5 protein-coding genes and 1 pseudogene are annotated in these 6424 nt (G+C 56.2%); 3 read left to right on the top strand and 3 right to left on the bottom strand.

Features of this window, described 5'->3' with window-relative positions; genetic code table 11:
- On the top strand, positions 1-420 hold a 420-nt coding region (locus tag ACRC1E_RS14590; RefSeq protein ID WP_438515830.1), incomplete at its 5' end, for a GMC family oxidoreductase.
- A gap of 320 nt (positions 421-740) precedes the next feature.
- A complete protein-coding gene (locus tag ACRC1E_RS14585) occupies positions 741-2744 on the top strand; it encodes a diguanylate cyclase domain-containing protein (protein WP_438515828.1) in 2004 nt (667 codons plus the stop codon).
- An 11-nt stretch (positions 2745-2755) separates the two neighbouring features.
- Here ACRC1E_RS14585 and ACRC1E_RS14580 read toward each other — a convergent pair whose 3' ends face one another.
- The 3 genes from ACRC1E_RS14580 to ACRC1E_RS14570 are packed head-to-tail and all read right to left on the bottom strand — an operon-like array spanning position 2756 to position 5925.
- A complete protein-coding gene (locus tag ACRC1E_RS14580) occupies positions 2756-3400 on the bottom strand; it encodes a TetR/AcrR family transcriptional regulator (RefSeq protein WP_438515827.1) in 645 nt (214 codons plus the stop codon).
- 44 nt (positions 3401-3444) lie between these two features.
- A complete protein-coding gene (locus ACRC1E_RS14575; protein WP_438515826.1) occupies positions 3445-4314 on the bottom strand; it encodes a mechanosensitive ion channel family protein in 870 nt (289 codons plus the stop codon).
- Positions 4315-5925, bottom strand: coding sequence for a peptide chain release factor 3 (locus tag ACRC1E_RS14570; protein ID WP_438515825.1), 1611 nt, complete (start codon positions 5923-5925; stop codon positions 4315-4317).
- Positions 5926-6051: 126 nt separating this feature from the next.
- Between ACRC1E_RS14570 and ACRC1E_RS14565 the strand changes: the two are divergent.
- A pseudogene (locus ACRC1E_RS14565) lies at positions 6052-6424 on the top strand (riboflavin synthase); the annotation flags it as partial.

Raw genomic sequence — 6424 nt, 5'->3', positions numbered from 1 at the left:
AAGAAAGACGGTAGCCCGGCGCTGGATTACCCGATTACCGATCCTCTGTGGCAAGCCTTTCGTCAGGCCTGGCTATCCATGGCCGAATTGCAGTTTGCCGCCGGGGCGCAATCGGTGCTGACCGTGCACGAAAATGCAGCACCGGTGAAAAACTGGACTGAGGCGCAGGTACAAATCGGCGCACTGCCGCTGGAAATATTGCGCGCGCGTGTGGTCAGTGCCCACGTCATGGGGGGGGCGGCGATGGGGCGGGATGAAAAAAGCGGGGTGGTCAATCATCTGGGCCGGCACTGGCAACTGGAAAACCTGAGCGTGATCGACGGCTCGATATTTCCGACCAGCATAGGCGCTAATCCGCAGCTATCGGTATATAGCTTTGCCTTGCGTAGTGCCTATGCACTGGCGCCTACCTTAATCTGAAGTCTCAGCTTAAGGTAGGGCGGTATTTGACAGGCACCGATAGCTATACCGGTGCGACGGCTCGGCTTGATTGGGAGCCTTTATTACATGCCTTTGCCGCTATTACTTGTAAATTCATTTTTTAATTTGGCGTTGCGGGTCGTGTTGTGATGTGCAACAGCGACAAGTCAAACAATGTTAATATTTATATTGCATTTATTTTGCGCTTTGATTAGACAAATTAGGTAGGTATCGATAAATTGTATTTTGGGTACATTGTGCACCACTTAAGCTTTGCGTCTGGGCATCGGGACTGCAATGCAAAATGAAGGACGGGATGCATGCGGGGTTTGAAATCATGGCTGCCAGGCCGTCTGGCGCGTAGTACGGCGCTGATAATAACATTCTCGTCGCTACTGTTTGCACTGCTGGTCTGGCTCTTGGGGCGAGGCTTGCTGATCCCCTCATTCGAAGCTGCCGAGCGCCGTCTTGCCCATGATGCCGCTATTCAGACCCGAGATATCTTTGTGGAAAGTGCCCAAGGGCTGTCCCGCTTTGCCGCCGACTGGGCCAACTGGGATGGCAGCTATCATTTTGTCCGCAACGGGCAGTTTGCGCCCCTGCACGAGATGTTTACACCCAGGCGCTTTACCGATATCGGCATCGATTTCATGGCTTTTTTTAGTATCGATGGCCATATGCGCCTGTCGGTGGAAAATACGCCGCAAGGTATTGCGTACAACTCGCCGGCGCTGACTAAAAGTCTGGTCCCCGATAGCGAATTCGGTCGCCATCTGTCCCAAATGCTGGCAACAACCAATCCCGGCCCGCAAGCTGGCGTCGTACGTCTGCCGTCTGGTGCAAACTACATGATCCTGAGTCCGGTCAGACCGTCCCGCGGCACGGGCACGCCAGCCGGTTATATGGTTTGGGGAGTGCGTGCCGATAAAATCCTGCTGCGCAGTAAAGCGGCTTTTTTTTCCAGCGACACGCAAATACTATCGGTTACATCACGCCACCTGCCCGATGCGGTCATGCAATGGGTGGCGCAAGGCATGCCGGGGGGCGAGGTGCTGGTATTACCAAACGAACACCGTGTCGCCAGCTGGATTGCAGTACGCAACCTCGACAATAAGCCCGCCTTGCTTCTGGGCCGCTCAACCCCGCGTGAAGTGTCGGCACTGGCAGTTTCCAATATCAATCTGCTGGCTGCACTTGGCGTGGCCGGTATTTTGGTCGTCGGGCTGATTGCTTTATATCTGCTGCAAGTGCGTGTGGCTGGGCGTTTGCGCCGTTTATCGTCTGTGGTTGGTCATATCCGCGGCCAAGGTCGGGTAGAGCGGCTGCGGCCGGATGGCCATGATGATGAGATCGCCGAACTTGCACTGGGCATCAATGCGCTGATCGATGATAAAAACCACATGCTGCAGGAGCGCGACGAAAGCGAGCAGCGTTTTGCTTTTGTGTTTGCCAACTCAATGGCCGGGATGCTGCTGCTGCGCGAGGGCAAGGTCAACGAGATCAATGCCAGCGCCGTACTCATGTTTCATGAGAAAACGCCTCAGCAGCTATTAGACCGCCCCTTGCTGGAAATGCTGGATATAGAGGACGCGCGTTCCACCCTGATTCTGGCGCTACTGGATGAGCGCGCACAGGCAGGCGATGCCAAGCGTTGTGAATGCCGCCTGCGTCGCGCCGATGGCTCTGTGTTTGATTGCGACGTCACCGCAACGGTGCTTTTGCAAGGAGACAGCAAGCTGCTTCACCTGCACCTTGACGATGTTACCGAGCGCAAGACCATATTGCACCGCATGCACTACATGGCTTTTCACGACAGCTTGACCGGCCTTGTCAACCGCAACCTGTTTCACGACCGGTTGGCGCAGACGCTACGCCAGCAGCAGCGTGACGGGCTGTATTTTGCCGTTTTATTTATCGATCTGGATGGATTCAAGGCAGTGAACGATAGCTTGGGGCATGCGGCCGGCGATGCCCTGCTGCAGACACTGGCACTACGCATGAGTGCTTGCGTTCGTAGCAACGATACCCTGTCGCGCCTGTCGGGTGACGAGTTTGCCTTGTTGATGACCGGTACGGCACAGCCGCTGGCGGTTATTCATCTGGCGCGCCGGATACTGGCCGAACTGAGTCACCCGGTACAATTGGCTCAGGGCGTGGCTCGCGTTACGGCCAGTATTGGCGTCTTGCTTGGGCATGAGGGGTATACCGATGCCGAACAGGTGCTGCACGATGCCGATATTGCCATGTATCGCGCCAAGCGCGGGGGCAAAAACCGTATTGTCCTGTATCGCCCGGCGCAGCAGACGACCACATCCGCCGGCTAGTCGTCAGTCTTTCAGCGGTAACTCTCGTCTATGGCCGCAAAGCTTGTTTTATTGTCAGGGGTGACATACGGGCGCATCAGTGCCAGTACCTGACGCGCGCCGCGGCGTCCGGTCTCGGCTGAAATCGGGACCTTGGGCTTGGCGGACTGCTCGAACGCGTACCAGAACTTGACCACCAGCCAGATATTGACTGCTAGCTGGTCAATTTCCTCGTCCGAAGAAAAAGCGAGCAAGCCTGACTGGGCAAAACCCTTGAGCATCGAACTCATCATCGGACGCAAACCGGTTCCTATCGATGCATGGTATTCGGCCTGCAACTGCGGGTTGCGCGAGAGCAGGCCCGGCAAGTCGTCAAACAGGAAGCGGTAGTTCCACATGCCCTTGAATATTGAATCCAGATAGTCCGACAAGTCTTGCGGACCAATAGCGCGCCCAACCGGCGGTGTCAGTTGCGCATGGATAAAGGCATCGTATTCGCGGAAAATCTGGAATACGATTTCTTCCTTGTTGCGGAAGTGATAATAGAGATTGCCGGGGCTGATACCCAGGTGTGCCGAAATATGGTTGGTGGTAATCGCACGCTCGCCATGCTCGTTAAAAAGCTTGAGGCTCTCGATCACGATCTTGTCGTAGGTTTTGATCCGGGTTTTACTCATATGCGAAGAATCAAGCCAGTAAAAGGGTGAATTCGGGCGCCAGTTTACGCTGGCGTTGCGGGTTTGCCGACAACAGGGGCAGGAAAAGCCTCATGCATAAAGCGTTTGAGTATACTTTGTTCGACCCGTTGCCTGTCTTTGGCCGGAATGGCAATACGCAGCGTCAATTGGTAACTGACATCATTTATCGGATGAATGGAGACACGAGGCGCTACCGACGGGGTGTCCAGATGGTGCAACTGCTCGATGCGTGCCATGTGTTGCTGGGCCGACTTGATATGCGGGGCACAGGCATCGTTGGCGGCATTCAATAGCAGGGTTTCACCGATCGCGGGTGCCAGCGTATAAGGCACCGGCAAACCCACCGTATGGACGACATATTCGCCCATATAGTTCTCCAGTACCACCGGTTGCGCCAGCAGCATGCTGTGCGGCAGCGATAGTGCCCGACCTGTCATCTGGTGGCTATCATGGTGCGGGCCTATCTCCATCACCGTGGTCGATAATAGTCCGATATCCACCACTCGCCCGCGTACCGCCCCCACTTCGATGTGATCGCCCAGACTATAGCTATTGGATGCGCTCCTGAGCAGACCGCCAGTCAGACACATAATCAACTCTTTGGTCGCGATAATGACCGCTGCGGCAAAGGCCAGCATGGATACCGCAATAGTCTGCAGTTCCGATGCCCAGAGCAGGACGATGCCGGCCACGCCACAGACAAACAGCACATTGCGTATCGTGATCGACCAGCGCCGCCTGTCATCCAGCGACCAGTGGCTGTTAGCAGCGATGGCACGCCCGATGGCGACCCGGAGTGCCATCAGTACCGCCACCAGTACGCCAGAGCGCACAATGTCGGCCACGTAGCTGGCACGCAGATGGCTCCAGAAGTCGATGAGCTCGCCTATCATTTACTCACCCAGCTTGACCGCGTGCTCACGCGTCTCGTGGAACACGATATCCGGCCAGCGCTCTTGCGTTAGCTGCAGATTGACGCGGTTAGGGGCGAGGTAAGCCAGATTGTTGCCGGCGTCGGTGGCGATATTGCCTTGCAAGGCATTGATGAAATCATCCAGTTTCTTGCGGTCGCTACAGGTAAACCAGCGCGCCGACCAGATGCTGGCCGAATCGAAAATAGCATCCACGCCATACTCGCCAGCCAGACGCGAGGCCACCACCTCGAATTGCAGCACCCCCACCGCACCCAGAATCAGGTCGCCGCCACTGTGCGGCTTGAATACCTGAACTGCACCTTCTTCACCCAGTTGCTGCAGACCCTTGGCCAGCTGCTTGAGTTTTAGCGGATTTCGGATGCGTACCGAGCGGAACATTTCCGGCGCGAAGAACGGAATACCGGTAAAGGCCAGTGCCTCGCCCTCGCTGAAGGAGTCGCCAATCTGGATATTGCCGTGGTTGGGGATGCCGATAATGTCGCCGGCGAACGCTTCTTCCACGATTTCGCGGTCATGCGACATGAAAGTCACAACGCTGGAGGCGGCAATGTCGCGACCCAGCCGCAAATGTTTCATCTTCATGCCGCGCTCAAACCGGCCCGAGCACACGCGCATAAAGGCGATGCGGTCACGGTGCTTGGGGTCCATATTGGCCTGAATCTTGAACACAAAACCGGAAAACTTGCCTTCGCTCGGGTCGACGCTGCGGATGGTCGCATCACGTTCTTGTGGTGCCGGCGCCCAATTGATCAGCGCGTCGAGGATCTCGCGCACACCGAAGTTGTTGATGGCCGAGCCGAAGAATACCGGTGTCAGTTCGCCGGCCAGGAATTCATCCAGATTCCATTCATTGGACGCGCCCTTGACCAGCTCGATTTCCATGCGCAGCTGTTCCATTTCCATCGGGAAGAGCTGGTCCAGGCGCGGGTTGTCCATGCCCTTGATGACTTCGATGTCCGACACCAGCTTTTCGGCACCCGCTTCAAACAGGATGACCTCGTCGGTCAGCAGGGAGTAGACGCCGCGAAAGCTCTTGCCCATGCCGATAGGCCAGGTAACCGGAGCGCAGCGGATCTTGAGTACATCTTCCACTTCATCCAGAAGCTCAAGCGAGTCGCGTACTTCGCGGTCACACTTGTTCATAAAGGTAACAATTGGCGTGCTGCGTAAACGACAGACGTTCAATAGCTTGATGGTCTGCTCTTCCACGCCCTTGGCCGCATCGATGACCATCAGCGCACTGTCTACCGCAGTCAGTACCCGGTAGGTGTCTTCTGAAAAGTCCTGGTGACCCGGGGTGTCCAGCAGGTTGACCGTGTGGTCGCGGTATTCGAACTGCATCACGCTGGAAGCGACCGAAATGCCGCGCTGCTTTTCGATATCCATCCAGTCGGATGTGGCGAATTTGCCGCCTTTTTTACCCTTGACGGTGCCTGCCATCTGAATGGCACCCGAGAACAGCAATAGCTTTTCGGTCAGCGTGGTTTTACCCGCGTCGGGGTGCGAAATAATGGCAAAAGTGCGGCGGCGCGCGACTTCTGCGGCAATGCGTGTCAGTTCTGCGGACATGTCTGCTGCTTGGTGAATGCTGTAAAGCCGGCATTGTACCGGTTTTCGTGGCGGCTGACCCTAGCAGCCATTTATGCATGTTGCAGGTACAATGCCGGCACTGGATTCAAGATAATGGAGCAGCAGATGTTTACAGGGATAGTTGCGGGTGTGGCCGAGCTTGTCGGACTAATCGAAAAGCCGGGCTTTCGTACCCATGTGGTGCGTCTGCCAGCATCGATGCTGGATGGCCTGACGCTGGGGGCATCGGTCGCACATAACGGCTGCTGCCTGACGGTCACCGCAGTAGAGGGCGACAGGGTGTCATTCGATCTGATGCAGGAAACCTTGCGACTGACCAATCTTGGCACACTGGCTATCGGCGACTTTGTCAACGTCGAGCGTGCTGCGCGCTTCGGTGACGATATTGGCGGCCATGCCATGAGCGGTCATATTTTCTGTTGTGCAGAGGTGGTGGCAGTCGTGGAAAGTCCGAATAACCACATGCTGCGATTTAGCC

Source organism: Craterilacuibacter sp. (assembly GCF_051659485.1).
Classification (GTDB): Bacteria; Pseudomonadota; Gammaproteobacteria; order Burkholderiales; family Chromobacteriaceae; genus Craterilacuibacter.
The sequence above is the reverse complement of the archived record's forward strand: the minus strand, read 5'-3'. Positions and strand labels throughout refer to the sequence as shown.